We start from the raw sequence: 26,230 nt of genomic DNA on the forward strand, positions 1-26,230 counted from the left end.
CCGGAGGCCTGCGTTCTCTCGGCCACCGGCTGGACCGGTGGTCACTTTGTGGCTCAGGAAAGGAAGAATCGCTCGAGCAGCGGAGCCCCGGTGTGCTGGGGGAACATATGCCCCTGGCCGTCGAGCACCAGATGCTCGACCCGCGGAAGCAGGCCGACCAGCTCGGAGCAGGCGTTGCGCTGCCATTCGGGGCTTTCGCCGCCCTCGATTAGCAGCGTCGGCCGGTCGACCTTCCGGACGACGTCGGCTGGAATGGACCCGTCGCCCACGATCACGCGTTCGTAGACGAGAGTGTGGGCGAGTCCTTCGATCAATGGCCAGACGGGATGGTTGCGGATCTTCTCGACGAAGTCATCGCCGTTGCCAACGGCCTCCTTCTGGAACATGACGATCGCTTCTTCCCGGCGTCCGGCCGCGATCAGGGCCTTGAGCCGGGGGAGATAGTCTGGGGCGACGACAGGTTTGGTGCCTCCCACGGAGTACGGCGGTTCGTAGAGAGCCAGCTTCTCCATGGGAAAGCCGCGCGCGGCCGCGTGCATGGCGATGATCCCGCCGGTGCAGTTGCCGAAGACGTTGGCGGGTTCGCCGATCGCGGCGAGCACCGCGGCCAGATCGTCGACCTCGTGGTCGATGGTGTACTCGTCAGGGTCACCGTCCCCGCTGTCCCCTCGGCCGCGGCGGTCGTAGTTGAAGACGGTGAACTTCGTTGAGAGCAGGTCCACCAGTTGGGTGAACATGATTCGCTGGTTCAGCCCGCCGCTGATCACCACCACCGGCGGGCCGTCGCCTGCCCGTTCGACGGCGATCAGGGTGCCGTCGGCCGAGGCCACGGTCGCGAGCGCTGGTTTGATCGTGTCCGGGGTCTGCTGAGGAATCACTTTCGTTGCCCTTCTACTTGACGGCGATGGGGTTCACCGGAGAACCGACGGCACGGGTCACCGGGAGCGGCGGCGCGGCGAAGAAGAAGTCCCATACGCCGTCGCGGCGGCAGTCCTCGGCGAGCGCCTCGAGGTCGAGGATTTCGCAGAGCGACATGCCCATGTCGCGGATGAGGACCATGTGGACGTTGAGCGGGGCATCCGGGAACTCACCCGGCAGAACCTCGATGGCCCAGTTGTCGGACCCGACCGCTGCCACCTCCCTCTCGTGCAGCCATTCGCAGCAGTCCTGGCCCAGTCCCGGCTCGCCTGCCATGAACGCGGCCGCGTCACCGTCGTGCAGAAATTTGCGGCGCCAGCCGGTGCGGAACAGCAGGATGTCGCCACGGCCGACGGTCACGTTTTGCGCGGCGCACGCCGCGTCGAGGTCTTCCGGGCTGATCACGGCGCCCGCGGTCAGCCAGTCGACGCCCTTGAGCGCCGGGAAGTCGAGCAGCACGCCTCGTCCGGCGATCCCGTTCGCCTGTTTGTCGATCGAGCAGTGCGCGGCGCCCTTGACGGTGATATCGCGGGCGGAGAATCCGTTGTACATCTGGTCGTCGTAGTAGACGTGCGCCAGAGAGTCCCATTGCGACGAACCCTGAAGTGGCATGAACAGATAGTCGTCCGCGTACCTGAAACCACCGGGGAACAGTTGTTCGTCACCGGTCTCCGCCATCAGGTGGACGGGATTGATCCGGCCGTTGCCGGACTGCGGACCGTTCTCGTCGAGCGGGATACCGAGGCCGAACACCGTGCCACGGCGGATCAGCCCGGCGGCGGCGACGAGCCGGTCCGGCGTGATCAAGTTGACCGTGCCCCGTTCGTCGTCGGCGCCCCAGCGTCCCCAGTTCCTCAGCCGGATGCCGAGGGCGCGGAAGTCTTCGGTCATCGCTTCGCTCGCTTTTCCAGCGTCCGGCGGAACTCGCGTACGTCGCCGACGAAGAGATCCGGTTCCTCCAACGCGGCGAAATTGCCGCCGCGGTCGAATTCGCTCCAGTGCACGAGGGTCGGGAAGTCACGCTCGGCGAACTGGTGGACCGGCACGAACGGCGCGTGCGGGAAGACCGCGACACCAAGCGGGGGTTCGATCGGGTCGTACCGGCCGGAGGTCGTAGTGATGGGCAGGTAGTCGGCGACCTCGTAGTAGAACTGGGCCGACGACGCGCCGGTCCGGTTCAGCCAATAGCTCATCACGATGGTGAGGATCCGGTCGCGGCTCACCGCGTCTTCGGGAACCTGGTTCGAATCGGTCCAGTCCTTGAACTTCTCGACGATCCAGGCGAGCTGGCCGACCGGGGAATCGGTGAGGCCGTAGCCCACCGTATGCGGTCGCGTAGCTTGCAGCTTCATGGAGCCGGCCAGTTCTTTGACGAACCGGGCCGAACGGTCCAGCCGCGCCCGGTCGCCGGCATCGAGGCCCGCCAGTTCGGCAGGGTCGTCCGTGGCGGGTGCCGTCGGCAGGGTGTTGAGGTGGACGCCGATGAGGTGTTCCGTATCCATCGCCGCGAGGGCGAGGGTCACCCCACAACCGAAGTCGGCCGCCTGCGCCAGATAGCGGTCGTAGCCGAGGCGCCGCATCAGCTCGGCCCACGCACGCGCCACCCGCGGGCTGTCCCAGCCCGCCTCACCGGTCGGGGAGGAGAAGCCGAACCCGGGGATGGACGGGATCACCAGATGGAACGCGTCCGCGGGGTCATCCCCGGTGGCACGAGGATCGGTCAGCGGGCCGATCACTTCGAGGAACTCCGCGACCGAACCCGGCCAGCCGTGTGTGATCAGCATCGGGACGGCGTCCGGTTCCGGGGAACGCACGTGCAGGAAGTGGATGTCCGCGCCGTCGATGGTGGTGGTGAACTGGGAAACGGCGTTGAGTTCCGCCTCGGCCTTTCGCCAGTCATAGCCGTGCTGCCAATATTCGGCCAGCTCCCGCAGATACCGCTCCGGGACGCCCCGGTCCCAGCCGGTGTCGGGGAGCCGGTCCGGCCAGCGGGTGGCGGCGAGCCGACGGTTCAGGTCGTCCAGTTCTCCTTGTGCGACCTTGATCTGGAATGGACGCATACAGGTTGTCTCCTTCACAGGTTGGGTACGGGCAACGGAGAATGTGACGATCAGCCCGTGAATCGCAGGCGGTCCACGGCTTCCGGACCTGTTCCCGGTGGGTCCAGTCCGGGCTCGGCGGTGAGGATCGCCCGGTGCAGGCGTTGCAGTTTTGGGGCAGGCTCGATCCCGAGTTCGGAAACCAGTGAGGTACGCAGGTGACCGAAGATCTCCAGTGCCCGATTGCGGTTCCCGGAGCGATAGAGCGCCAGCATGAAATGCGCGTGCAATCCTTCGTGAAACGGATGCGTCAGCACCAACGCCGCCAGTTCGGAAAGCGTGTCATGGTGACGGCCGAGGCGCAGTTCCGCCTCGATCTTCCGTTCGGTCACGGTAAGCCTCGACTGTTCGAGTCCGACGACCTGTGCCGCTATCAGATGGCCGTGTTCGACGTCCAGTAGCGCAGAGCCCTGCCATTCCGCCAGAGCGCGCCGGTAGGCGGCGACCGCCGCACCGTCGTCCCCGGCGACCAGCGCCTGGTCGCCGTCAGCCTGCCAGCGACGATATTCGTGCAGGTCCAATTCGCCCTTGCCGAGCACAAAGGCGTACCCGCCATTTCGCGTCTGCAGGAGTTCCTTGGCTACCTCCGCGGAGCTGAGACCGAACGCGCGGGCGAACAGCTGGCGGAGGTGCAGAATGTAGGTCTGCACCAAGGTCTGGCCGCTCTTCGGCGGATTCTCGCCCCACAACTCCGAAATCAACGTGGAAGTTGCGACCGTGCGATTTTCGTTGAGCAACAACAGGGAAAGCACTTTGCGCGGCTTCCTGGCAGTGGGCACAGCCGTCACCTCGGCACGGCAAACCGAAAGCGGTCCCAATATCTTGACTCGCAAACTGCCCATCTCCCCGGATTTCGATCAGTAACGGATTCCGCGCGGGCGTCAACCGACCGCACAACCGTATCCAGCCGAAAGGGTTAGTTGCGTCTCCGGAGCTGCCCGCTCGACGAGTGCGGCGATCTCCGTGACACCTATTCCGAGGTTGAATCCCTTGGCGTGGCGCGCGATTCGAGGTAGCGCTGTTCCGGCACACTGAGGGTGAGCCGTGCGGCCGACTGGTAGTAGGAGCGTGCCCGCTCGTGATCGCCCGCCATGTCCAGCAGGTGTGCGCGAACGGCGTCGACTCGATAGTGCCCTTCGAGGGCGGCGTCACCGGCGACCTCGTCGAGCCGTCGCAGCCCGGCGTCCGGGCCGTGGACCATCGCCACGGCGACGATCCGGTTGAGCGTCACCATCGGACCAGGTGCGATGCCGACGAGGAGATCGTAGAGGCCGAGGATCTGCGGCCAGTCGGTGTCCTCGGGCAGTTTCGCCTCATCGTGCACGGCGGCGATCGCGGCCTGCAGCTGGTAGGGGCCGAGCGGCGCACTGGTCAAGGTCTTGCTGATCAGCTCGATCCCCTCGGCGATCGCCTTGGCGTCCCACCGGGTGCGATCCTGGTCGGCGAGCGGTACGACGCTCCCGTCGGATCGGGTGCGAGCGGGGCGGCGGGCATCGGTGAGCAGCATGAGCGCCAGCAGACCGGAGACTTCGCCTTCGTCCGGAACCTGCTCGTGCAGCTGGCGGGTGAGCCGGATGGCTTCGGTGGTGAGTTCCACGCGGTTGAGTGCGGTTCCGGAGCTGGCCGTATAACCCTCGTTGAAGATGAGGTAAAGCACCTGCAGTACCGCTGTCAGCCGCTCCGCCTGTTCCTCTGGCGGAGGCATCCGGAACTGGGTGCCGCTGGCGCTGATGCGCTTCTTCGCCCGGTTGATGCGCTGGCTCACGGTCTTTTCCGGGACGAAGAACGCCCTGGCGGTCTCGGCGGTGGTGAGGCCGCCGACGGCTCGCAGCGTCAGCGCGAGCTGGGAGGCTTTGGTGAGTTCGGGATGACAGCAGAGCATGAGCAGCGTGAGCGTGTCATCGACGGCCGGGACCGGCTCGGGCTGCGTCAGCGCCAGCAAAGCGGCTGTGTTCTCTCGCTGCTGGCGGGCCAGCTCGTTCCGTTGAAGGTCGATCCGCCGTCGGGCCGCGGCGGTGATCAGCCAGTTCTTCGGATTGTCCGGCAGCCCCTTCTCCGGCCACTGGAGCGCGGCGGCGAGCAGGGCCTCCTGGACGGCGTCCTCGCAGAGGGCGAAGTCGCCGAACCGGCGGCACACGGCATTGAGCACCTGCGGCGTGAGATCGCGCAGCAGGTGCTCGACACCCTGTGTCGTGCTCAGAAATCCATCGCCTTCACGTTCTGGATCGGCCGCACTTCGATCTTGCCGTACTGCGCGTCCGGTACCCGGGCTGCGTGCTCGAGCGCCCGCTCGATGGTGTCACACTCGATCAGGTAAAAACCGACCAGGTGCTCCTTGACCTCGGCGAACGGGCCGTCACTGGTCACGGTCTTGCCGTTCTGCACGGTCACGCATTTGGCGAGGGACGGATCGGCGAGGCCCTCGCTGAGGATGAGTTCACCGGACTCGTCCAGCGACGTGTTCAGTGTCATGTGGGCCCGGCCGAACTCCATGCGCTTGTCGTTCGGCAAATCCTCCCAGATATCCCGGAATGTCGGATTGCTGTGGATCATGATCAGGTACCTCACGCAGGTTCCGCCTCGCCCTCGATGTTCTTCGGAGAATTTTTCGCCACAAGTGTCGCCTTCTGGATCTCAGCTTCGACGTCCCCAGTGTAGGAGCCCACAGGGGCCTCCTCGCGAAGCAGTTCGGCAGACAAGCCTGCTCGGGCACCAGTTGCCCGGCCAGGCTGCGGAAAAGGAGCTATTGGTGCGGAAGATCGTGGCCGGCCTGGCCATCTCGCTGGACGGGGTGATCGACTCGCCCCCGAACTGGATGATGTCGAACGCCGAGATGGAGGAGGTGATCCAAACCGGTATCGCCGAGTCCGACGCCATCCTGTTGGGGCGGAACACCTACGTGGAGTTCGCCCGGATGTGGCCGGGTATGGGCGAGACGTTCCCGATGGCCGCGTTCATGAACAACACGCCAAAGTACGTCGTGTCGAGCACCCTGACGTCGCTGGACTGGAGCGGGTCCACCCTGCTCGGTGCCGATCTCACCGATGAGCTGGCCAAGCTCAAAGCACTGCCGGGGAAGAACATCAAGATCCCCGGCAGCCCGCAGCTGGTGCGTTCGCTGGTGCTCGCCGGTCTGCTGGACGAACTCAGCCTGATGATTCACCCGATCGTGCTCGGGTCCGGTGCCCGGCTGTTCGAGGCCAAGTCCGAACGGGCCGACCTCGAACTCGTCGCGAGCAAGACGTTCGAGAACGGCGTCATCTCGGTGACCTATCGCCCGAAGCAAGCCTGATCGAGGAGGAAGACCGTTGTCCACTGAGTCGAACGAGAAGGGGCTGACCGCGACCTCGGAACCGGACGGCCCCGGGCTTCCCCCCGAAGCCGCCGCCCCAGCGGACCCGCGGCGGTGGCGCATCCTGGCCGTACTCGGCCTCGTTCAGTTCATGCTCATCCTGGACGTCACCGTCGTGAACATCGCGCTGCCGCGTATCCAGGACAACCTCGGCTTTTCCGGCGCGGGACTGGCCTGGGTGGTCAACGGCTACGTCGTCATGGCGGGTGGCCTGTTGCTGCTCGGCGGACGGCTGGCCGACGTCTTCGGGCGACGGCGCCTGTTCTTGATCGGCGTCGTGGTCTTCGCGGCGGGCTCGATCGCCTGCGGTGCCGCGACGAACCCGGCGACGATGATCGCCGGCCGGGTGGTGCAGGGGGTCGGCGAGGCGCTCACCGCTCCGGCGGCGCTCGGGCTGATCGCGTTGATGTTCACCGATGCCAAGGAACGGGGTAAGGCGTTCGGCATCTGGGGCGGCCTGGCCGGGCTCGGCGGCGTCACCGGTTCGGTGATCTCCGGTGCGCTGGTGGACCTCGTGTCCTGGCGCTGGATCTTCTTCATCAACCTGCCGGTCGCCGTGGTCGCTCTCGTGCTGGTGCCCATGCTGACCTCTGAGAGCCGGATGACCCGCGAACACGTCCGGCTGGACTTCAGCGGGGCGATCGTGGGCACGCTGGGCCTCGGCGGTGCCGTCTACGGCCTCCTGCAGGTCGTTTCGCATTCGTGGGCCTCGTGGCAGGTGTTACTTCCCCTTCTCGGCGGGCTGGCGCTGCTCGGCGCGATGGTGGCGATCGAGGCGCGTTCGTCCGCGCCGCTGATCCCGCTGAGCTTCTTCGGCAACCGCACCCGGTTGGTGGCGAACGTCGGCACCCTGGTCAGCACCGGGGGCTTCTTCACCTATTCCTATCTGCTGACCCTGTTCGAGCAGCAGGTGCTGCACTACAGCCCGCTCACCGCCGGATTGTCCTATCTGCCGTTCGGCGTGGCGATCGGGCTCGGCATCGGGCTCAACAACGCGCTGATGCCGCGCCTCGGTGTCCGGGTGACCCTGACCATCGGGTTCATCGGCTCCGCGGTGGGACTGTTCCTGACCGGCATGCTCGACGTCGGCTCCAGCTACGCCGGCGGTGTGCTGCCGGGCATGATCATCCTCGGTATGTTCACGGGGGTGGCCATCCCGGCGTCGACCAGTGCCGCGCTGCACGAGGTGGACGAGCAGAACTCCAGCCTCGCCTCAGCCGTGCAGAACGTCATGCAGCAGATCGGCGCGGCCGTCGGTATCGCCTGTCTGGTCGCGCTCGCGCTCACCCATGCCACCGACGAGTTGCGCTCCGGGGCGGATCCCGCCGTGGCCAGCGCGAGCGGGCTCGCGCTCTCCTTCTGGTTCGGCGCGGCCTTCATGGTGGTCTCCGCCGGGCTGGTACTCGTCTTGCTCGGCAACCCGAAGGCGGCGGAGTGGGGGGCGCCCAAGGAAAGCCCCGCCGCCGCCTGACCATTCCCCTCTTGAGAGAAAAAGGAGTAAACCATGTTCGACACGACCAGGACTTTCAGCGGATTCTCGGTGGACGACACCTCGGCGGCCCAGAAATTCTACGGCGAGAAGCTGGGGATTCCCGTCACCGAGGAATGGGGGATGCTTCGGCTCCGTCTCGCCGAGGGACGCGCAGTGCTCGTCTATCCGAAGGGTGACAAGCACAAGCCCGCCGAGTACACGATTCTCAACTTCCCGGTCGACGACATCGAGGACGCGGTGGAGAAGCTCACCGCGGCCGGTATCAAGCTCGAACCTTTCGACGGCGTCGACGACAAGGGTGTCTTCCGGCTCGGTGGGCCACTGATCGCCTGGTTCCGCGATCCCGCCGGGAACATCCTGTCGGTCGTCCAGGAGAACTGACGGCGGGATGGGGGTGGGCCTCCGGCTCACGGCGGGCCTCGACGTGCTTGAAGACTGGGCCGTAGGTGCGACCCAGGCCGAGCGCAATGTCGTTTACGAGACCCTTTTCGCCATTGGCGACGGGTCCGTATCCGTCGCGCGCGACGTCTTGGGCGGTCCCCAGGATTTCAGCGATGTCGTGGTCGTCGTGCGGCGACACCTTGTCTTGAGAATTGCCATTCACAGCGCGGGTGCGTCATTTGAAATCCGCTATGTCGGTGCGCCAGATAAAGAGACAATTGACAAATCTTACGGTGATTTGTAACGTGAATAGCGGGCGGTGCGATTTAGGCGCCGATTGACCGCCCGAAATCCTATTCAGAAATCGTGAGAGCGGAGTTTTCATGACCATGTCGAGGGTACGAGCGAAGATCGGTCTCGCCGCGGTTCTGGGGCTTTCCATGCTTCCGCTGGCGACGTCGGTCGCCGCGGCCTCGCCCCTTGCGCCGGCGGAGCCGGTCGTTACCGTGTCGCCGGCAACGGGGCTCAGTGACGGCCAGTCCGTCACTGTCACCGCGAGCGGCTTCGCGGCGAACACCACGTTGACTATTTCGGAGTGCACGCCCGCGGCGAACAACTCGGGAGCGTGCAAGGAGGTGCCGCCGCTGACGTTCTCGACGGACGCCAGCGGTTCCGGTAGCACCACCTACACCGTGAAGAAGAACTTCGACAGCGCGCTGCCGGATGGCACGCCTGCCGGGAGTGTGGACTGCGGCACCGCGGTCTGCTTCATCGGCGTCCGCGACTCGCAGGCGCAGTCCGGCGGGCAGCAGGTCTTCTTCTCGTAATAGCTAGAAGGTGGTGACCCTGGGGCTTTCCTCAGGGCCACCACCCACCAACAATCGTGACTCAGGGTATGGACGGAGCAAGGACATTTACGGGGACATCGAGATTCGCGGTGCGCGTGAGAACAATCTCAAAAGCGTGTCGCTGAATATACCCAAGCGCAAGATCACGGTGTTCACCGGAGTCTCGGGATCAGGAAAGTCATCGCTGGTCTTCGGGACCATCGCCGCGGAGTCCCAGCGGCTCATCAACGAACCTTTCCGCTGTTCGTCCAGTCGTTACTGCCGCACTACGGCCGTCCTGAATCCGATTCGGTGGACAACCTGTCCGCGGCGATCATCATCGACCAGAAGCGGTTCGGCGGTAACTCGCGTTCCACGGTCGGCACCGCGACCGACAGCTATGCCCTGCTCCGGCAGATCTTCGCCCGCTGTGGAAGCGGCGGACCGGTCAGCGTGCGGGCGTTCTCCTTCAACGACCCCCAGGGGATGTGCGTCGAATGCGAGGGCATCGGCCGGGTTTCCGCGGTGGACCTCGACGCGCTGGTGGACCGGGACAAGTCGATCAACGAGGGCCCCATCCGGTTCCCGACCTTCGCGGTCGATTCGCGCTTCTGGGGGCTGATGGTCAACTCGGGCTTCTTCGACAACGACAAAAGCTGCGGGACTTCACCGAGGACGAATGGCACAAGCTGGTCCACCTCGGTGACACCAAGATCGAGATCGTCTACGCCAGTAAGACCTTCAAAGCGACCTATGAGGGTTTGCTACCCCGTTTCAAGAAGAACTACATGTCCAAGGGACCCGTAGAGCTGCAACCACATCTGCGGGACGCCTACGAAAAGGTGGTCACCTCCCAGCCCTGTTCCCTCTGCGGTGGTACCCGGCTGAGCCAGGAGGCGCTGGGCACCAAGATCAAGGGAAAGAACATCGCGGACTGCGCCGCGATGGAGGTCTCGGATCTGGCGGCGTTCGTCCGCGGTATCAAGAAGGCCACGGTCGCCCCGCTTGTCACGGCGCTCGGCGAGAGGCTGGAAAGCCTGGAGCACATCGGGCTCGGCTACCTCAGCCTCGACCGGCAGAGTTCCACGCTCTCCGGTGGCGAGTCGCAGAGGGTCAAGATGGTACACCACCTCGGATCCAGCCTGACGGACATGACCTACATCTTCGACGAGCCCAGCGTCGGCCTGCACCCGTACGACGTGCACCGGCTGAACGAACTGCTCCGCCGCCTGCGCGACAAGGGCAACACCGTGCTGGTGGTCGAGCACAAGCCGGAGATCATGGCCATCGCGGACCACATCGTCGACATGGGCCCTGGCGCGGGCCGCAACGGTGGCGAGGTCGTCTTCGAAGGCGACTTCGCGTCGCTGGGCGCTTCCGGCACGTTGACCGGTGACCACCTCGACAGGCACGCCGCCGTGAAGGCGAGCCTGCGGAAGGCCACCGGGAAGCTGGTTATCGAGAACGCCTCGTTGCACAACCTGCGGGACGTGACCGTCGAAATCCCCGAGGGCGTGCTGACCGTGGTCACCGGTGTGGCGGGATCCGGTAGGAGTTCGCTCGTCCACGGCTGCCTGCCGAAGAGCTACCCGGACGCGACGATCATTGACCAGAACGTGGCAAAGGGATCGAAGCGGTCCAACCCCGCCACCTAACACCGGAATGCTGGACCCGATCCGCAAGGCTTTCGCCTCGGCCGGCAAGGTGAACGCGGCACTGTTCAGCGCCAACTCCGAGGGCGCCTGTCCGGATTGCCAGGGGCTCGGCCACATCTACACGGATCTTGCCCAGCTCGACCCCGTCGTCACTGTCTGCGAGACCTGCGAGGGCAGGCGCTTCACCGACGAGGTCCTCAAGTACAAGCTGCGCGGCCGTGACATCAGTGAGGTGCTGGGGCTCTCCGTCGTCGAAGCCCTCGACTTCTTCACCGAGAAACCGGTCCTGCGCACCCTTGAGGCGCTCGCGGAAGTGGGACTCGGCTACATGGCACTGTGGCAGCCGCTCAGCACGCTGTCCGGTGGCGAGCGCCAACGCCTCAAACTCGCCAGTGAGCTCGGCAGGACAGCGCAGATCTACGTGCTCGACGAGCCGACCACGGGGCTCCACATGGACGACGTCGACAATCTCATCGGACTGCTGGACCGGCTCGTGGACGACGGCAGCACGGTGATCGTGATCGAGCACAACCTGGAGGTCATCGCGCGGTCCGACTGGGTCATCGACCTCGGCCCCGGCGCCGGACACGACGGTGGACGTGTTGTTTTCGAGGGCACACCGGCGAAGCTCATCCGGAACAAGGAATCACTGACCGCGCGATACCTCCGCGAACTGCGGAAGTAAGGAGGACGACTCATGTCCGTCGCCTTCCCCGGCGAGACTCCGGTGTACCGCAAGGCCCGTGACGAGCTGCTGGCGCGGGAGATCGAACTCCGCCGGTTGACCGAGGCAGTCGCCGAGGCGCGGCGGCGGCTGCCTCCGGGTGGTGTGGTCCCGGAAGACTACGTCTTCCAGCAGGCGGAGAGCGACGGTGCCCCGGCCGAGGTCTGGATGTCCGAGTTGTTCTCTGCGGGCAAGGAAAGCCTCGCCATCTACAGCTTCATGTTCGGCGAGGAGCGGGACGGGGCCTGCCCGATGTGTACCTCGCTACTCGATGGTTTGGAGGGTGCTGCCGGACACCTGGCGGAGCGGATGGCTTTCGTCGTCGTCGCCGGATCGAGCGTATCCCGGCTTCGGGGGTTCGCGAGCCAGCGCGGATGGCGCCACTTGCGCTTGCTGTCCACCTCGGGCAACGATTACAATCGTGACTACTTCGGGCAGACCCCGGATGGCAACGACACCTCGATGATGAATGTCTTTCGCCGCACCGGGTCCGAGGTACGGCATTTCTGAGATCCGAGATGTTTTACGTCCCTCCGGAACCCGGTCAAGACTTCAGAGCGCTGGATACGCTCGGAGTGCTGTGGAATATGCTCGACCTCATCCCCCGGGGCGCGGTACCGACTGGCGCCCTGAGCTGAGCGATTCCTGAAGCATTCCCGGAATGACCCGGCCCTTCCCCAGAGGGCCGGGTCTTTTCGTTTCCGCGCCAAGAACACGGGCGAGTCCGATATGGACAGTCTTTGAAGCTGCCCGCTCTCGCCCGGCGCCGCTCGCAGGACAGGTCGGAAGACGTCCGGCACCGCCCGTCGTGATGTCCTGATCCGAGCAGGTTCCGAACCGTTCCGCCCGGCGGTGCGACCGTCCACGACGGACTCGCTGTCAGGGCAGACAAGGAGTTGCTATGCCAACCGGTGACGGCGATCGCATGACCATGACGCTGGAAGCTTTCGCGGACACGATCATTCCTGGGGAGAAACGAGGATCGGACGATCATGCCATCGCGGGCGCCACGACCGGTCCCGGCGCGGTCGCGTCCGGAGCTATCGAGGTGCTGGAAATGCGTGCGCCGGGACTCGCCGCGGGACTGGCGGGCTTCGCCGACCGGCTGAACGAGCACGCCACTGCCTACTCCAGGAAACATGGCCTGCGGTTCGGCGGGGCGCTGCCGCCTTTCGTTGCCCTTCCCTTCTCGCACCGCACCAACCTGGTCTTCGAGCTGACCGCACCCGACCACGCGGAGAAGGACGGATGGGTACTTCTCGCCCTGTTCAGCAATATGGCTTTCGACACCGCTCCGCACCTGCACACCGTCGAGGCCCTGGAATCCGGGCATCCCGGGCTGACGACACTGGGTTTCGCACCGCCGGATTCCGATGGATTATGGCGATTTCCCCGCTTTTCCTACGGTAGGCGACTGGCGCGCCGTCATCCGGACACCACCCCTTCCGGGAGCCCGGCATGAGCGTCGTCGAAAGCACCGACGTGGTCGTCGTCGGCAGTGGGTTCGGCGGAGCGATCGCGGCATACCACTTGGCCGCCGGCGGTGCCCGCGTGGTCGTCCTCGAACGCGGTCCGTGGCTGACCGGCAAGGACTTCGACCACGATTACCTTCTCGGCTCGAGCTACACCAGGGTCTTCGATTTCGTCGCGGGCGACGGTATGAGCGTTCTCGGCGGGAACTGCGTCGGCGGCGGCAGCGTCGTTTATTTCGCGGCCCTGCCGCGCGCTCCGCGGTTCGTCTTCGAGCGGCGGGGCAGTATCGGCCGTCGCATGTGGCCGTCCGCGATCAGCCGCGAAACCTTGGAGCCGTGGTATGACCGGGTCGCCGAATCCATCCCGGTGTCCCAGCAGGGATGGGACGACGTCTCGTACGCAGGCGGTCTGTGGGCCGCTGCCTGCGACCATGCGGGAGGTACCGCGAACCCGGTGCCGGTCGGCGTCGACAACACCCAGTGCACCAACTGCAACTGGATGATGTCCGGCTGCCGTTTCGACGCCAAACGCTCACTGCTGTTCAACTACCTCCCCGGCGCGCTGGCGCACGGTGCCGAGATCCGGCCGCTGCACGAGGTCGAGCACATTGCCAGAAAGGAAAATGGCGACTACCGAATCCATTACGACGTCATCGACGACGAGGACTACCGGGTGCACACCGGCTCCGGAACCATCGACGCGAAGATCGTCATCCTGGCCGCGGGCGCCGGTGCGACCCCGGTGATCCTGCAGCGATCGGCGGTGGCACTGGGTGGGATGCCCGAAGCGGTCGGTCGCTACTTCTCCGGGAATGGGGAGCGGCTCAACACGGCTGTCATCGACGAAGAGCGGGTGCGCGACGTCCTCGGACTCGATCGCGGTGACGGGAGGGCTTACGAGGCGAATCAGATCGGCAAGGGTCCGGTGGTCGCCAACTGGGACCACCTTGACGGCTCCCTGCCGGAGTACTCGCGGTACTCGCTGGAGCAGCTGTACTTTCCGCCAGGGCTTGGCACCGTTTTGGCGCAGGTGCCGGGAAAGCCCGAGCCGGGCTGGTTCGGGGTGGAGAAGAAGGAGATGCTGCGGCGGTGGAAGTCATGGCTGATCATCTTTTCGATGATCGAGGATGACAACGAGGGGATCTTCGGGCCACCACCGCCCACCGGCAACGCTTACCGCATCTCACAGCAGATGCTCGGTCGCGGCACCTTGTCCTATCGGCCGACCGCCAACACGCGGCGAGCCTGGGCGGAATCCGACGCGGAGGTGAAGCGGATCCTCGAGCTGGACGGGCTGGCGAAGGTTGCGCCGTGGACGAACGACCTCGTCGGCGCGTACACGGTGCATCCGCTCGCCTCCTGTCGGATCGGGGATGACCCGCGTACCTCGGCGCTGACACCCGGGCACGAACTTCGCGGTCACCCCGGAATTTTCGTCACTGATGGCTCGGCCGTGCCAGGCGCGCTGACCGTCAATCCGGCGCTGACCATCTCCGCGCTCGCCGAGCGCGCCATGCCGGGAATAATCCAGGCGGCGCGGGAACGGAACATCCCGGTGAGCGCGGGCGCGCCGGTCCCCACCGCGACCTCCACCCCGGCGGGTTCTTTCCGGTGAGCCGGGCGGACTCTGTGCTCGACCGGCTGCTGCGAACCGCGCTTCGCCTGGCTCCGCAGCGGTTCCACCACGTCAGCCGACCCGGTGGTCGGCTGACGCCGGACCGGCTCGAGGCGATACGTCGTCAGATGAAACGCGAGTTCGGCGCGTTTGCGCCGCCGGTGGCGCTGCACTCGCAGTCGCCACCGGTGCTCTCCGTGGTGTGGACGATGTTGCGGGAGACGTTGGTCGTCACCGGGGCGGTGCCGCGCGCGGTCAAGGAGGTGATCGCGACCGAGGTGTCGGCTGCGAACTCCTGCCCATACTGCGTAGAAGTACATGACGCGGTGCTTGGCGCGCTGACCGGTAACAGAGACGATACCAGCCGGGACGCGGCTGCGAGCTGGGCACGGGCGAGTGTCCGGCAAGACACCGCTCGTTCCGCCGGACCGCCGTTCACCGCCAGGCAGGCGCCGGAGCTCATCGGCGTGGCGGTGACCTTCCAGTATCTCAACCGGATGGTGAACGTGCTACTGGAAGCGTCACCGCTGCCCTCAGTGGTGCCCATCGTCATACGGAAGGGTGCGCTGCGGGCGCTGGGACAAGCGTTAAGGAGACCGGCTGTCGCGCCACATCCGCCGGGGCGATCCACCGCATTGCTGCCACCGGCCGAACTGCCTGACGACCTCGTCTGGGCGGAGCCCAATCCGGCGATCGCCGACGCGTTCGCGCGTGCCTCCGCCGTGTTTGAAGAGGCGGGCGCCCGGTCGGTACCACCGCGGGTACGCGAGCTCGTCGTGAATCGGCTCCGCGATTGGGATGGTCACCCACTCGGGCCCGACGGCGGCCGCTTGGACGAGGCGCTGGCGGGACTTCCCGAGCAAGACCGGGCCGCGGGCCGACTCGCGTGGCTGGTGGCACTGGCCCCCTATCGGATCGACGATCAGGTCGTCGGGCAGTTCCGAGAGGCAGGTGGGGACGAGACGGCTTTGGTGGAGCTGACTGCGTGGGCCGCTTTCACCGCGGCGCGTACGGCCGGTGCCTGGCTGCTGAACCTTCCCTCCGGCGGTGTCAGCGCGCTCGACGGTGCCTCGCAGGACAGCGTTGAGGACGCGGGCTGAGTCGCGACGTTGAGATCTTGGTGTCGAGAACACGCACATCCAGAGAGAGGAAACGCCCGTGACGGCGATGCCCCGAGTCCTTTCCGACTTCCTCGCCGAGGGCGACGACCTCGACGACCTGCTCGCCGGCCTGACCACCGGCGAGTGGCGGCTCCCGACGCCAGCACCTGGCTGGACGATCGCGCACCAGGTGGCCCACCTCGCCTCCGTGTTCAGGATGGCGGCGATGTCGGCGTCCGCGCCGGATCAGTTCACCGCGATGGCCGCGAGCCTCGGGGACGACTTCGACGCCAATGTGGCGCGTGCACTGGCGGAGTACCTCGCGGACCCGCCGGAGCGGATGCTGCGGCGCTGGCGGGCCTATCGCCTTGCCAGCGCGGAAGCGCTGAACACGGGGCCGCTGGACAGAATCGTGCCTTGGCTGGTCCGCCCGATGCCGGCGGAGTTCCTGGCCGCGGCCGGGGTGATGGAGGTGTTCGCACACGGGCAGGACGTCGCGGACGCGGTCGGCCTGCGCCGCGAATACACCGACCGCATCGTGCACCTGGTCGAGTTCGCCATCCGCAACCGGGACTTCGGGTTCCAGCTGCGCGGCCTGGCCGTGCCGGAAGAACCGTTCCGATTCGAACTGGTGGGGCCGTCAGGTGCGCTCTGGAGTTACGGCCCGGAGGGCGCCGCCCAACGGGTGACCGGCTCCGCGGTCGACTTCTGCTTGCTGACCACACGTCGTCGTCATCGGGACGACCTCGAGGTGACGGCAGTGGGCAAGGACGCGGATCGATGGCTCGACGTCGCTCAGGCGTACCGAGGCCCCTCGGGCGAAGGCAGGCGCCCTGGCCAGTTCACTGGTGCGTACGGGAGTGGCGTTGCCGGTCAGCGAGCAGCCGAATGACATGGCCGCGCAATGCGCACCGGTCGTTCTGGCGCGGCACGCTCGGGGTGGCGGTCTGTGCGGTGGTGCTCGCCTCGGTAGTGGGCTTCGTCCGGGCCTTCCACATGCCCGAGATGTCCACAACAGACTCAGCGGCTGACCCGGAAGCTATCCGGGATGCTGCTGGCGGAGATGCCAGAGATGTTCGTCGCCGGTACCGGCCTGCTGGTGCTTGTGGGCGCGGCTCTGATACTCGGGCCAGTGTCGAGGCGCCCGCCACGGTCGACCGCGACTCGCACCGGGATCGGCGGGCGGCGCACGGTCGCCGTGATCGCCACCGCGGCGCTGACCATCGACATCAGTAAGACGTCCACTCTCGGCTTCGTCATCCCTGGGATGCGCACCGAGTACGGCATCGAGGCGTCCACCGCGTCCCTGCTCGCGGTCGGCGGCCTCAGCGGCACGGCCGTCGGTGCGCTCCTGTTCAGCCGCCTCGACGCGAGGATCGGCCGCCGGAACTGCTACTTGGTCGCCACCCTCGGCTTCACCGCGACCAGTTTGTGCGGCACCATGCCCGATTTCACCGGCAACGTAGTGATGTGCTTCCTGATGGGCATGGCGGTCGGCGGTTTGGCCCCGATGCTGATCACTGTGCTCAGCGACCTCTTCCCAGGGCGCCGCCGAGGGGCGATCGTGACCGGGCTGTCCGTCGTCGCCACCGCGATCGGCTATCTCGTCGCCGCTGGATCGGCGTTGTGGCTGGAACCGGTGTTCGGCTGGCGCGTGCTGTGGCTCATCGGGGCCCCTACTGGGCTGCTGCTGGCGATCGCCACCGCCTTCGTTCCGGAACGCCGAACCGGCACGAAGGCCAAACGAAGTCGTTCTGCGGCGCCCGATCTCGCGACCGCGTGGCTGGCCAGAAACACGCTCACCGTCCGATTGCAGCGGGTGTACGCGTTCGCGATCGGGCTGACGACATTCGGCCTGACTACTTGGGTGCCGTCCTTGTCCAGAGCCGGCGGGCTGTCACTGGCGACAGCGAACTCCTTGCTCACCGGGGCGGCCGTGGTCATGGTGCTGTGCGCGGTGCTGCTCGTGTTCGCCTACAACAGGTTCGGTCCGGCGACCCTGACCGTGTGTCTGGCCATGTGCACCGCGGTGTTACTGGTGGCGCTGGCGGTATCCGGCTGGGGAGCCGCCGTGCCGTGGCTGTCGGCTGCCGTGCTTGCGGTCACCCTGCTTGCGGCCAACACCATGGCCGCCGTCTTCCTTCCGGTCGCGGCAGATTTCGCCGAGGACGCTCGACGCGTACGTGTCGCCGGTTCGGTGTCGTTCTTCAACCGCCTTGGCGGGCTCACCGGACCGTTGCTGCTCTCGCTTATCGTTTCTTCGCTGACAGAGGTGTTAGTGGCGATCGCGATGCTCGCGCTGTTGTGCGGCACGGTCGCCTGGTACACCAGTCACCGGTATCGCCTGCTGCAGAAGTCCACATCGGCGCTTGATTGACGTGCTCCGGACTTGCCGTGGCTTACTTATTTTTTGGGGGGTAGGGCAAAGGCGGCGTGCTCAGGCGCTCGCCCGCACGCCGACCTCGGGTGTTGCGAAAGTGGCTTTCGCAACGCTTCCGCGGCTCCGCCGCCCACGAGACCGCAAGACCCGGGGTGAGGGGGACTTTCCCCTCGTGCGACGAGGAGAAAGTCCCCCTCACCCCGCTGATCACCGCCGGACTTGGCACCCGACAGGACATCTTTGCCCTACAGCTCTAAAACCGCCTCTTGCCCGAGACGGCCATCCCGTCGGTGACAAGACCAGCGAAGGTGAACCTTCTTAATAGGGATTCACCGGAATACGGGAGAAAGGACAACGAGCTTCGTTACCCGCAGGTGAGGACCACCCGGTGGAGTTCGCCTGTCTAGCCCGTACAGCGAGCCGGCAACGGCGGACGGTAAAGCCGCCGGCTGCGGCTCGGGCTAAACAGAGGGACATCCCATTTCCAGCCTTGTGCCCGTCAGTGGTGTGGGGCGCACGCTGATGAGGCTGCCCAGGTAGAGGTCGGTCGCACCCCGGGCCGCGGCAACGCTGTCGGGGTGGAACCGATCAACAGACAGAAGTCACGATTGAGGTGCGACTGATCGGCGTAGCCGCAGAGCACGGCGGGGCTGGGCAGCGGTGGCGGGTTGACACCTGTCGTGAACCGGATCGCGTGATGACATCGCGCCAGCTACGGTCGAGCGACTTGAGTATTTCCGGTTCATCCAGGAGCCAGCTCGACAACCGCCGGTCGAGAATCCGGAACCGGTGGTTCGAATCCCGCGCCTCGTGCAGCCTTTCCCGAAAAAATATGACTGGTGTGCGCCGAGGAGATCGTCGAATCCCACACTGGTACGGCTTATCTCCCGTGGCACCGCTTCAATCGCGGAGACGGGCGGGGTTCAGCGCCAACGAACCGGGCGGACTTACATTTTCCAATCCAAGGGCACTGGTCTCCGCTGAACTCGATTTCACATCTCCGGAACGATGAGCAGTTGCTCGCCGCGAGAAGCAACACGCAGGGTGGCATACTTGTCGGCGTGTGGGTCGGCACCTGGGACAACCGGGACGAGTACTGGCACTGCGCTCCCCCGGAAATAACCGCCATCTCGGTGTCCTGGTCGAAAATGTCGTCATCGGCTGTGAGCTGGGGATTCAGGCGGCCGGTAGATAGTCGTTGAGTAGTCCTGCGAGGCGTCGTGTGCGCTTGATCCGGTCCGGCGGGGTGGGCAATGGGATCACGTTAGGGTCGTCATCGGGTGCTCGTAATTCAACGCCGTGGCCTTGGTGGCTGCGGCCGGCGTTGTAGTGGTCGACGTACGTCTCAAGCACGTGGCTGAGATGGTTACGTCCGGTGATAAGCAGCCGGTCGGTGCCTTCGCGGCGGAGCGAGCAGATCCAGCGTTCGGCGATCGCGTTCATCCGCGGTGCTTGTGGCGCGGTAAGCACCATGTCGATGCCGATAGAGGCGAACGCCTCGTCGAAGGCCGCGGTGAATTTGGCGTCCCGGTCGCGGATCAGGTGGGTGAACCGGTGTCCGCTGTCTTCAAGATCTGCAGCGAGGTTGCGGGCCAGTTGGGCTGCCCAGGCTCCGGTCGGATGGCCGGTGACGCCGAGCAGATGGACCCGTCGGGTGCGATGCTCGATGACGAACGCTGCGTACAGGCGCTTGAGCGTGACGGTGTCAATGTGGAAGAAGTCGATCGCGAGAAGACCGTCGGCTTGGGCACGGAGGAACGTGCGCCACGTGTCGCCGCGGCTGTTGGGCGGCGGTATTCGGTGGCTGCGCAGGATCCGGCGGATGGTGAAGGCGGCGATGCGGTGCCCGAGTCGGCGTAGCTCGCCTTGACGCGGACCACGCCCCAGGTTCGGTTCTCCATTGCCAGGCGCACGGTCAGCGTGGTGATCTCATCGCTGGGATTGGGACTCTTTGGACTACGGTGTCGGGAAACGCGCCGCGGATCGCGTCGGGCAGTCCGGTCAGGCCGTCGCAGCAGGCGATCAAGATGTCTTTCACGCCACGGTTGCGCAGGTCGGTGACGACCTTGGCCCAGAACTTCGCCGCTTGGGTGTCGGCGATCCAGAGCCCGAGGGCATGTTTGCGGCCTTCCATGTCCACGCCTCCTGCAGGCTCCTGACGCTCACCCCGCACTCCGCCGCGACGGACGCCATGATCACCGGCTCGGCCAGGTGATCACGCAGATAGTCCATCGCACGCCGGACGCGTGCCGAAGGTGCGGCCGAAGACTCCGGGCTCAGGGCTTGGCTGAGATTGTTCGGCTGGCACAACAACAGTGACTCGATGGCGACTTGTTCGAGCTGCCACAGCAGCTGCGGCCGGGAGGACGCGAGGCCCGAAACGGAGAGATCCACCAGCGACTCCAGCAGCCCGCCGAGCCTTCCGACGGCACGGTCGAGGCCCAGTTCGAAGTGGACCGGGCCATCGGCGCCGATCAGCGCCGAGGCGACCGACTCGACGCGCCAGCGGTCCAACCGGACGACCACCTGGTCGAACCCGGAGCCGAGCGCGAACTCGAACTCGTGATACGGACCGATGATGACGCCTTGACCGCGAGACGCCTGCGCCTCCGAACCGCCGTACCGGAACACGGCCCGGCCGACGACCGGAAGCGTCAGCAGGAAGTCGTCCTCTTCGGCCATTGCGGGCGAGACGGTGACGTCCGAGATACCTCACCCAGGTCTACCGTGCACGGTTCCTCGACGGCGACATCGTGACTCCCGCCGCTGACGTGATCATTACCGAGACGGGCACATCACTGGAACGGCTCCACCTGTCCACCCCTAGCAGTCGACGGTGGCCGCTGAACGTGTCACTTCCGGCGATGGCCAAAGACATGGGGCCGGACGGAGGCCCGTCGATGATCCGATGGCTAAGCCAACAGGTGACGAACCGGGCGTCAATCGAAATTCTACCCGCCACTCTCGAGAAATGGCTGCAAGCATGGCCAAGCGTCCTATTCCTTGACGGGTTTGATGAAGTTACCGCTCCGTCGCTAAGGCAACGAGTGGTCGACGAGATCGCCGAACTCGTCGACCACGCCGACAACCTCGACGCGGACCTGTTCATCGTCGTCACCACACGACCGACCGGGTACACAGAGCGGATCCTGCCCGCCGAGTTCGCACAAATCGACCTGGACTACTTCACAATCAGCGAAGCTGTGGCCTACGGAAGGCACGTGACCACCCAGCGCCTTCATGACGACGTGTCAATGCAGGAGCAGGTACTCGAGCGCTTCGATCGGGCGGCGTCCGCACCAGCAACCGAACGACTCATCAAGACACCGCTTCGAGTCTTGATCCTGACTTTCATCTTGGAGAACTTGGGAGACCTGCCAGCGACACGGTACGAGTTGTTCTGGTCGTACTATGACACTGTTTACAAACGTGAGCAGGAAAGACCCACAGCTCACCGCAGCTTCCTCCGCGGACATCGCGACGATATTACCGAGTTGCACGAGCGCGTAGGACTGCTGCTGCACACCCACAGCGAAAACACCGACGAAGCCCAGGCGCGCCTTCCTCTGACCAGCTTGAGGCAGCTGGCTCACGATCGGATGATTGAGGTCGGGCATGACGACATCGATGAGGCAGATGATCTCGCCGATCGGATCATCGACATCGCAACCACTCGCCTGGTACTCCTGGCCGCAGACCAGGACGAGACCGTATCTTTCGAGGTCCGCAGCCTTCAGGAACTCATGGCTGCCCGGGCTCTCGTCAACGGCGACGACGACACCATCTGTAAGAACCTTACTGCCACGGCACCAAGCCCGCATTGGCGCAACACATGGCTCTTCGCAGCAGGCAAGCTCTTTACCGAGAGTGATCACCGGCGCACTCTCGTGTTGGACATCGTCAACGGCTTCGACCACAGCAGTAATGATTGGCCGGGGTGGCTCTACCCTGTTGGCCCCGAACTCGCCGCTCACCTGCTCGACGATGGCATGGCCGAAAGCAAGCCGACTGCGTTGAAAGCGCTGGTCACTATTGCACTCCGGTGCCTCCACGGCCCGATGCCAAAAGCATTCGCCGCCGTAGCTGCCGGCCTGTCGTACGCCGCGAAACACAAGGCACTTCATGCGCTCATCCGGAACGAACTGCGCGCGGCATTCGCCGGCAGTCCCACCACCGCTGGCGTCGCCAGCATGCTGATGCTTGAATCATCCGGAATCACGATGGTCCCAGGGCAACCCAGTCCAAGCGCCATGAAACGCATCGCCCAGATTTGGCAATATACCCCACCGAAAGGGCCAACAACGAAAATTGGCAAACTGCTGCGCAAGCCGCTTTCCGACCTTCACGATCAGCCAGGCGCTGCGCTTCTAGAATCGGTACTCGACGAGTGCGACAAACTAGCCCTCTTCAAGATGCCCGACGGCAGCTTATGGCCAGCCGCCGTTCCTGCATCCTTTGACGGCCGACGACTCAACACCGTCCTCGACGACCCCGACGCATCCACTCTCCTTGACCTATGTCTCGGAGATCTCGACCCTCTCCATTGGACCGCACGTTCTCTTCTCGCGCAAGCCGCGTCGTCGACACGGTCACGACGCCCCGTGAATGGAGAACTAGTGGTGAAGTACCTGCGCTGAACTACATACGGGAGCGTCGATCTGCGTACCCAGCTCGACCTCACCTTTTGGGTCGATAAGTGCGCACTCGTAACAGCCTGAGCGTTCCCAACTCGCGTTGTGGCAGTTTGCTTTCTGCGATTACACGAACGGGCTGGGACAGTTCCTAGTTCGCGACATAACTGCAGTTCTCTTTGCCTTCAACCAGGACCAAACGGTCGGTCTCATCGGTGACAGTGCACCGGGTAAGCACAGCATCCGCGGTTCCAGACCAGGTGATAGCTACAGTAGAGCCCTTCGGTGCGACAATCTTCCTAGAGAGCGGTGTGCGCGAGTTCGGCAGTGTCTCCGATCCGACTCCGCCAGGTACTGAGGGGTCGGTGTACGACACGTGTTCGCCGCCGAACCCGCCGACGTTGAGTGTCACCATCATCGGCGCAGCGCTTGATACAGGCGAGACCGGGTCTGCAGCGCTCCCATCCGAGCAGCCAGCCAGCAGTACCGCGACACCTGCGAGAATGTAAGCCTTCATAAGGGTTCGAGTCGCACGTCAACCCGATGCTGTTACGCGTTGGCGGGCGCATCGCCCTTCAGCACTGCATGCACAAGGAGAGTCCAGCTCACTTGCGATCCAGTCGAGCGCCTGGCACGTAGCGGAGCAACCCCGTCTTCGCGCGGAGCGCAACCGCAGGGTGAGCCAGGCCTTGACGAGATTGGGACCGGGTGGCTGGCCACCACAGCACGATTACAGCGCCCGCGGTCAAGACGGCGATCACGGCTACGACGTTCCACATCGTGGTGCGGGTCGGCCCCGACGCGCAAGAACGCCTGCTAGACCCGGTCTTGGCCTGACAACGCCGACCGTCAGGCCAACGGCCAACTGTAGTCGCTATCGGGGTCGTCGAGCCAGATGAACTGTTTGCCGGGGACGTTCAGCGCGGTAACACCGAGCCGGGTGGCGTCCGGTTTGTCGAGGGTGTCGAACAAGGCGACGGCGTGCTCCACGGTGTCCCACAGCCGGTAGGGCCCGGACTGCCGGACCGCCCACGTGCCTTCAGCCAGGGGCGCCAGGTCGGCTTCGGCGCGGGCGGGACCGCGCTCGGCGACGACGACGCCGTGTTCGACGCTGCCTCCGAGCCGAAGGCCAGGGGCGTGCAGCCAGAGGAACAACGCCAGATCGGGCCATTCCAGGAGCACAGCGGGGTTCACAGCGGTGGTGCCGTAGTGCGGCATCCCGGCCGCAGCCGCCGACGGGCTCTGGCCGGGGGCGAACGGGCTGGTGACGTCGGTACGCATCGGCATGAACAACACGGGGAACGGGTCGATGCGGCCGCTGACTTCGTCGTCGGCGGTCTTGTCGAGCACGAGCAGCGGCCCAGCGGCGCCGGCGTCGAGGGGGGCGATGATCCGGCCGCCGTCGGCAAGCTGGTTGATCCAGGCTGGCGGGATCGCGGTGACCGCGCAGGTCGCGATGATCCGGTCGAACGTCATCTCGCCCGGCCAGCCCGCGAACCCGTCGCCTGCGGCCAGGTGCGGGTGGTAGCCGGCTGCAGTGAGGTGTTCTTGGGCGGTGTCGACCAGCTTGGGGTCGAGGTCGAGGGAGAAGACGTTGTCCGCGCCGAGGCGATGCGACAACAGGGCGGCGTTGTAGCCGGTGCCAGTGCCGATCTCCAGCACCTGGTGTCCAGGTTCGGCGGCGAGCCGCTCCAGCATCACCGCCATGACCGCCGGCTTGCTCGAGGACGAGCTGGCGATCTCCCGCCCGGTCGTGTCGTCACTGGCAGGTCGTGTCTGGGTGGCCAGGGATTCGTTGGCGTAGACCGCGTCCAGCCAGCCTGGATCACCGGTGCTCAGCGAGGCGGGACCGTTAAGGATGTGCGGGACGAACAGGTGCCGGGGCGTCGCGGCGAACGCATCGCGCCACGCCGGGTCGGCTAGGACACCGTCGGCAGTCAGCTCGGCGGCGAGGGCGGCCGCCCGGGTTTCCCAGGTGGCGGTGTCCAGGGCGTCCACGGTCTACTCCTCGATCAAGGCGTCGGCGATCGCCGCGGCGATCGGCAAGTCGCATTCTTCGGCCAACCAGCCCCAGGCAGCAACCGCGTTCGCTTCGAGACAGGTCCACGTCCTGTCAGGTCCGACGACGAAGTCGAACGCGCTGAACGCCAGCCCCGCCGCGTCCAGGTACCGGACGATCCCCGCCCGGACGTGGTCAGGGACGTCGATTACCTCATACGTCAAGGCGTCGTAGTCCGAGCGCCAATCTACCAGCGCCTTTTCGCTGCCGGCGTGGATCGCCACCGGGAAAAGCCGGTCACCGACCGCAGTCACGCGAGCCTCGAACCACTTCGGCTGCCACTGCTGAACGAGGTGCGCCGTCACCTCGATGCCGTCTAGTGAGCCGAGTTCGTCGCGGCCAAGACGGCGGGTGTAGACCAGGGCTTCGCCGCCGGACTCGTAGACCACCGGCTCGGCCAGCGGCTTGACTATCAGCTCCCCGAACCTCTCCGCGAACTCGCGGACGGCGTCAGCGTCGTTGGTGATCAGCGTCGGCGGCACGGTCAGGCCGGCCTGAGCCAGCGTGGCCAGCTGCCGCGGCTTGTACGCGGCGTCGGCCAGCGCCGAAGGGTGCGAGACCCAGCGCACTGGCAGGCTCGCCCGCACGCCACCGAGCCCGACCCGAGCCTGCGCTCGGGAGAACCGCAGGTCGGGACCGGACATCCCGGCCGGCATCACCGGTTCGGTCGGCTTGCCGTAGTAGACCGCAGTGACCTCGTGCAGCGGGACGTCATGCTCGGCAGTGAGCAGGGAGCCGCGCCAGCCCTCGGCGTCCGGGGTCAGCTCGGCGCCGAGGGAGAGGCTGAGCGGGAAGTCGCCGACGTTGACCACGTGGCGGCGAACGCCGCGGGCGTCGAGTTCCCGGCCGACCGCGGCGGCCGCCCAGTCCTCCCGGATACCGACGAACAGGACCAGCGGATCGCGACGCTCAGTCATCTGGGGTGGTGTAGGAGTCGTCGATCATCTTGCCGTCCTCATTGCACTGGCGGGGATGCAGCGTGTCGTGAGCTGTAGTGCGATGCTTGGCCTCCGGCCGCACCGTGATCCGGCGTGCACGCACACCGCGCAGAATGAACGGCCGGACGGTGCTGGGATTTTCATCGCTGAGCGGCCGGGCGCCCGCGTTGACCGGGAACCGCTGGACCGTCGGCATCAGCGGATCACCGGCGCCTACGGATGCGGTGTCGAACTGCGACATGCTGATCTCGGCCTCCCGACTTGGGGTGTGCGGTGGCGTTGGCCCGTTGTCAACCCTGCTCAGGCCCAGGCATCTGGGCAAGATCCGTCCGAGCGAACCTCCTGGTCACGTCGGCGCGGCCGCAGCCACGACTCGCTCTCCGCGGCGCTGAAATCGGCAGGATGCCAGGCGCAGCGGTAATTCGTTGTCCGCCGAGATCTCGCGCGCGTTCTGCCGCAGCCACAGCGCAGGAGCCGCAGCAGGCTAGTACTCCAGCCGGACTTTGTGATGTCGCTGGTGGGCTGCCTGAAGACAGGTGCGGCCACCAGTTGATCATGGTCGGTTGTGTGGACTAACCCTGATCGGC

24 protein-coding genes and 3 pseudogenes are annotated in these 26,230 nt (G+C 65.7%); 15 read left to right on the forward strand and 12 right to left on the reverse strand.

Features of this window, described 5'->3' with window-relative positions:
- Positions 1-53: 53 nt before the first annotated feature.
- The 6 genes from P3102_RS18710 to P3102_RS18735 form a co-directional block, all read right to left on the reverse strand.
- A complete protein-coding gene (locus P3102_RS18710) occupies positions 54-878 on the reverse strand; it encodes an alpha/beta hydrolase (protein WP_276360392.1) in 825 nt (274 codons plus the stop codon).
- A 13-nt stretch (positions 879-891) separates the two neighbouring features.
- On the reverse strand, positions 892-1,809 hold the full coding sequence (locus tag P3102_RS18715; RefSeq protein ID WP_276360394.1) for a cyclase family protein: 918 nt from the start codon (positions 1,807-1,809) through the stop codon (positions 892-894).
- Positions 1,806-2,978, reverse strand: coding sequence for an epoxide hydrolase family protein (locus tag P3102_RS18720; RefSeq protein ID WP_276360396.1), 1,173 nt, complete (start codon positions 2,976-2,978; stop codon positions 1,806-1,808). The genes P3102_RS18715 and P3102_RS18720 overlap by 4 nt, the downstream gene beginning before the upstream one ends.
- 50 nt (positions 2,979-3,028) lie before the next feature.
- Positions 3,029-3,796, reverse strand: coding sequence for a BTAD domain-containing putative transcriptional regulator (locus P3102_RS18725; RefSeq protein ID WP_276360398.1), 768 nt, complete (start codon positions 3,794-3,796; stop codon positions 3,029-3,031).
- A 191-nt stretch (positions 3,797-3,987) separates the two neighbouring features.
- On the reverse strand, positions 3,988-5,217 hold the full coding sequence (locus P3102_RS18730; protein ID WP_276371242.1) for a DUF6596 domain-containing protein: 1,230 nt from the start codon (positions 5,215-5,217) through the stop codon (positions 3,988-3,990).
- Positions 5,214-5,570, reverse strand: coding sequence for a YciI family protein (locus P3102_RS18735; protein ID WP_276360400.1), 357 nt, complete (start codon positions 5,568-5,570; stop codon positions 5,214-5,216). The genes P3102_RS18730 and P3102_RS18735 overlap by 4 nt, the downstream gene beginning before the upstream one ends.
- Positions 5,571-5,766: 196 nt before the next feature.
- Here P3102_RS18735 and P3102_RS18740 point away from each other — a divergent pair, with 196 nt between their 5' ends.
- The 12 genes and pseudogenes from P3102_RS18740 to P3102_RS18795 all read left to right on the forward strand — a co-directional run bounded on the left by P3102_RS18740 (position 5,767) and on the right by P3102_RS18795 (position 18,012).
- Positions 5,767-6,309 carry a dihydrofolate reductase family protein gene (locus tag P3102_RS18740; protein ID WP_276360402.1) on the forward strand — a complete coding sequence of 181 codons (543 nt, stop codon included), beginning with the start codon at positions 5,767-5,769 and terminating at the stop codon, positions 6,307-6,309.
- Positions 6,310-6,325: 16 nt separating this feature from the next.
- Positions 6,326-7,840 (forward strand): MFS transporter, encoded by a 1,515-nt coding sequence (locus P3102_RS18745; protein WP_276360404.1) that lies wholly within the window; start codon positions 6,326-6,328, stop codon positions 7,838-7,840.
- A gap of 33 nt (positions 7,841-7,873) precedes the next feature.
- On the forward strand, positions 7,874-8,242 hold the full coding sequence (locus P3102_RS18750) for a VOC family protein (protein WP_276360406.1): 369 nt from the start codon (positions 7,874-7,876) through the stop codon (positions 8,240-8,242).
- 7 nt (positions 8,243-8,249) lie between these two features.
- Positions 8,250-8,546: a DUF6235 family protein gene (locus P3102_RS18755; RefSeq protein WP_276360407.1), complete on the forward strand. Its 297-nt coding sequence runs from the start codon at positions 8,250-8,252 to the stop codon at positions 8,544-8,546.
- 79 nt (positions 8,547-8,625) lie between these two features.
- Complete coding sequence (locus tag P3102_RS18760; RefSeq protein ID WP_276360409.1) at positions 8,626-9,069, forward strand: enediyne antibiotic chromoprotein; 444 nt, start codon at positions 8,626-8,628, stop codon at positions 9,067-9,069.
- 85 nt (positions 9,070-9,154) lie between these two features.
- Positions 9,155-11,409 (forward strand): annotated as a pseudogene (locus tag P3102_RS18765) (excinuclease ABC subunit UvrA).
- A 12-nt stretch (positions 11,410-11,421) separates the two neighbouring features.
- A complete protein-coding gene (locus tag P3102_RS18770) occupies positions 11,422-11,958 on the forward strand; it encodes a DUF899 family protein (protein ID WP_276360410.1) in 537 nt (178 codons plus the stop codon).
- Positions 11,959-12,349: 391 nt separating this feature from the next.
- Entirely contained in the window at positions 12,350-12,910 is a 561-nt protein-coding gene (locus tag P3102_RS18775; protein WP_276360412.1) for a DUF5987 family protein, read from the forward strand.
- Positions 12,907-14,535, forward strand: coding sequence for an FAD-dependent oxidoreductase (locus tag P3102_RS18780; RefSeq protein ID WP_276360413.1), 1,629 nt, complete (start codon positions 12,907-12,909; stop codon positions 14,533-14,535). The genes P3102_RS18775 and P3102_RS18780 overlap by 4 nt, the downstream gene beginning before the upstream one ends.
- A 14-nt stretch (positions 14,536-14,549) precedes the next feature.
- Positions 14,550-15,635 carry a carboxymuconolactone decarboxylase family protein gene (locus P3102_RS18785; protein WP_276360415.1) on the forward strand — a complete coding sequence of 362 codons (1,086 nt, stop codon included), beginning with the start codon at positions 14,550-14,552 and terminating at the stop codon, positions 15,633-15,635.
- A gap of 67 nt (positions 15,636-15,702) precedes the next feature.
- Complete coding sequence (locus P3102_RS18790) at positions 15,703-16,527, forward strand: TIGR03084 family metal-binding protein (protein WP_276371244.1); 825 nt, start codon at positions 15,703-15,705, stop codon at positions 16,525-16,527.
- A 156-nt stretch (positions 16,528-16,683) separates the two neighbouring features.
- Positions 16,684-18,012, forward strand: coding sequence for an MFS transporter (locus tag P3102_RS18795; RefSeq protein ID WP_276360418.1), 1,329 nt, complete (start codon positions 16,684-16,686; stop codon positions 18,010-18,012).
- Positions 18,013-19,191: 1,179 nt separating this feature from the next.
- Here the strand turns inward: P3102_RS18795 and P3102_RS18800 are convergent.
- On the reverse strand, positions 19,192-19,488 hold the full coding sequence (locus P3102_RS18800; protein ID WP_276360419.1) for an integrase core domain-containing protein: 297 nt from the start codon (positions 19,486-19,488) through the stop codon (positions 19,192-19,194).
- Between the two features lie 81 nt (positions 19,489-19,569).
- On the opposite strand from P3102_RS18800, the gene P3102_RS18805 reads away from it, so the two are divergent.
- The gene (locus P3102_RS18805; RefSeq protein WP_276360421.1) at positions 19,570-19,875 is read left to right on the forward strand and encodes a hypothetical protein; all 306 of its coding nucleotides are present in this window, start codon (positions 19,570-19,572) and stop codon (positions 19,873-19,875) included.
- Positions 19,876-19,966: 91 nt separating this feature from the next.
- On the opposite strand, the pseudogene P3102_RS18810 reads toward P3102_RS18805, so the two are convergent.
- Together P3102_RS18810 and P3102_RS18815 are read right to left on the reverse strand one after the other, a co-directional pair.
- Positions 19,967-20,164 (reverse strand): annotated as a pseudogene (locus P3102_RS18810) (transposase); the annotation flags it as partial.
- Between the two features lie 173 nt (positions 20,165-20,337).
- Positions 20,338-20,697, reverse strand: a pseudogene (locus P3102_RS18815) (hypothetical protein); the annotation flags it as partial.
- Between the two features lie 365 nt (positions 20,698-21,062).
- Here P3102_RS18815 and P3102_RS18820 point away from each other — a divergent pair.
- Positions 21,063-22,652 (forward strand): hypothetical protein, encoded by a 1,590-nt coding sequence (locus P3102_RS18820; protein ID WP_276360423.1) that lies wholly within the window; start codon positions 21,063-21,065, stop codon positions 22,650-22,652.
- Positions 22,653-23,354: 702 nt separating this feature from the next.
- Positions 23,355-23,483 carry a hypothetical protein gene (locus P3102_RS18825; protein ID WP_276360424.1) on the forward strand — a complete coding sequence of 43 codons (129 nt, stop codon included), beginning with the start codon at positions 23,355-23,357 and terminating at the stop codon, positions 23,481-23,483.
- Between the two features lie 12 nt (positions 23,484-23,495).
- On the opposite strand, the gene P3102_RS18830 is transcribed toward P3102_RS18825, so the two are convergent.
- Genes P3102_RS18830 through P3102_RS18840 form a run of 3 tightly spaced genes read right to left on the reverse strand, consistent with a single transcriptional unit; the run spans position 23,496 to position 25,884 of the window.
- Positions 23,496-24,644 carry a methyltransferase domain-containing protein gene (locus P3102_RS18830; RefSeq protein ID WP_276360426.1) on the reverse strand — a complete coding sequence of 383 codons (1,149 nt, stop codon included), beginning with the start codon at positions 24,642-24,644 and terminating at the stop codon, positions 23,496-23,498.
- Positions 24,645-24,647: 3 nt separating this feature from the next.
- Positions 24,648-25,622 carry a hypothetical protein gene (locus tag P3102_RS18835; RefSeq protein ID WP_276360428.1) on the reverse strand — a complete coding sequence of 325 codons (975 nt, stop codon included), beginning with the start codon at positions 25,620-25,622 and terminating at the stop codon, positions 24,648-24,650.
- Complete coding sequence (locus P3102_RS18840; protein ID WP_125733997.1) at positions 25,615-25,884, reverse strand: hypothetical protein; 270 nt, start codon at positions 25,882-25,884, stop codon at positions 25,615-25,617. Before P3102_RS18840 ends, P3102_RS18835 begins: the two co-directional genes overlap by 8 nt.
- Positions 25,885-26,230: the final 346 nt, after the last annotated feature.

The sequence above is a fragment of the Amycolatopsis sp. QT-25 genome (assembly GCF_029369745.1).
Lineage (GTDB): Bacteria > Actinomycetota > Actinomycetes > Mycobacteriales > Pseudonocardiaceae > Amycolatopsis.